At 74.5% G+C, this 1,826-nt stretch carries 2 protein-coding genes; both read left to right on the top strand.

Features of this window, described 5'->3' with window-relative positions:
* Positions 1–148 precede the first annotated feature (148 nt).
* Entirely contained in the window at positions 149–403 is a 255-nt protein-coding gene (locus LCH29_RS43870; protein WP_446467273.1) for a hypothetical protein, read from the top strand.
* 103 nt (positions 404–506) lie between these two features.
* Positions 507–1,826, top strand: a 1,320-nt coding sequence (locus LCH29_RS43865) for a hypothetical protein (RefSeq protein ID WP_446467272.1), incomplete at its 3' end; no start/stop codon positions are given.

Genomic DNA, 1,826 nt, shown 5'->3' with positions numbered 1-1,826 from the left:
GCACCAGTGAAGCAGACCCGGTGAGCCCCGGCGAGCGGCACCTTCGCAGACCCGGCGAGCAGACCCGGCGCGCTGACCTCGACATCCCACACGGCCACGACAGGCCGCGTGCCCCTCGATCAACCCGATGCGACAGGGAGAACCCGCAGTGACCACCCATACTCAGCAGACCACCGGTCCGGCCGCTCAGCAGCAGGGCTCGCACCACTTCGTCCTGACCCTCCAGATGCCGCAGCCCGAACGGGGCTACATCACCGCCACGTTCACCAGCACCGTCACGCCCGGTCCCGACGACACCCGGGCCGACGTCTACGAGGTGCTGCGCGAACAGATCACCCGCGCGCACCCGCACCTGGAACGGGCCAACGTCATGTTCTTCTCGCTGGAGCCCAACCAGCTCTGAGCGGCGAGCACGAACCGATTCTCCCGGCGCGGCCCCATGCGGCCTGGCAGCTCGTGGGCCGCGCCGGTCCCCTTCCCGATCCTTCGAGTTGGAGGACTCCAGCATGACCGAGACCACTACGGAAGCGGTAGCGGGCCCACAGGCCGCTGTCGCGCCGCCGGTCGAGAAACCGCCCGAGCCGACACCGACCCCGGCCCCGAGCGCGTCTGGTGTGGAGCACACGCCGGGCGGGTGGCCGGTGGTGCCGCTTGCGCTGACCGGCACGAACACCACCATCGGCGCGGTCGCGTCCGCCGGTTTGGCCGGTGGCCCGGTCGGCGCCACGGCTGCTGCGGCTGGCGCCCTGCTCGTGGGCGGCATCGCGGCCGCCCGCACCAGCCGGAAGGACAAGGCCAACGCCCCCCGCTCCACCAGCCGTACGAACGCGCCGGTCAAGCCCGGCGGGCGCGGTCACCGCTCGCGAAGTGCCGGCAGAATTCCCGCGCTGGGTCGCGGCTCTGGCCGTGGCGGGGCGGCATCCGGAACCCGCGGCGGCCGAGGACCGTCGAAGTCGTCCCGCCAGCAGGGGCGTTGGGCCGCTGCCTCCAGCGGTGCCGGAGCGCTCCGCAAGGCTTCCCCTTCCAGCGGTACCGGCCGGAAGCACAGCGGCGGTGCCACGGCCCGATCCGGGTTCGATGCGGGCAGCCGCGGCGATGCCGGACGCGTCGGCCAGGTGCGGGCGCTGCGTCAGGCTCGACGCGAGCAGGCCCCGACCCGGGGTGCTGCCCGCCGGGAGACGACGCAGGCGCGGCGGGATGTGGCCGATGCCCGGCGCGCGGCCAAGGCCGCGGCCCGCACCAACACCGCGGGATCGCGGGGCGCGTTGGGCCGGGCTGCGTCGAAGGGTGCGGGCTGGGCCGGGCGGGCGCGGGACACGGCCGTGAACCGGGCCCGCGCCGCGCAGGACCGCCGCACCCGCGGACGGCTGGAGGGCGCCCGGAATGCGGTGCGCCATGCTCCGGCCCGCCGCCGGGCCCGGTCGGCGCTGTGGCGGTCCGCGGCCCGCATGCACGGTCGTCGTCTGCTGGCCGCTGCCCTGGCCGCCCCGCTCGGTGTGCTGGGGATGCTGACCACGCCGTTGGGGCGCAAGCTCGGCTGGGCCTGGCTCCAGCACCCCGGACGGCGCCTGTACCGGCGCCTGACGCACTCCGCCCGCCAGGCGCGGGACGAGCGGGATGAGCAGATCCGGCAGCAGCTGGTCGCCGATGAGGCCGAGGCCGACGCGGCAGCCGAGCAGGACCCGAACGAGATCGGGGACCGCGTAGAGCGGCCCACGCACCTGGTGCCCAGCACCACCACCCCGTCTGACCTGGAGGTCATTGACGTGTCCGGTTTCAAGTTCGCTGAGGCCGCTGCCGAGATGGAGAACGCGGCCCGCTCCTAC

This window comes from Streptomyces sp. BRA346, from assembly GCF_052851135.1.
This window is presented reverse-complemented; position numbering and strand designations above follow the sequence as displayed.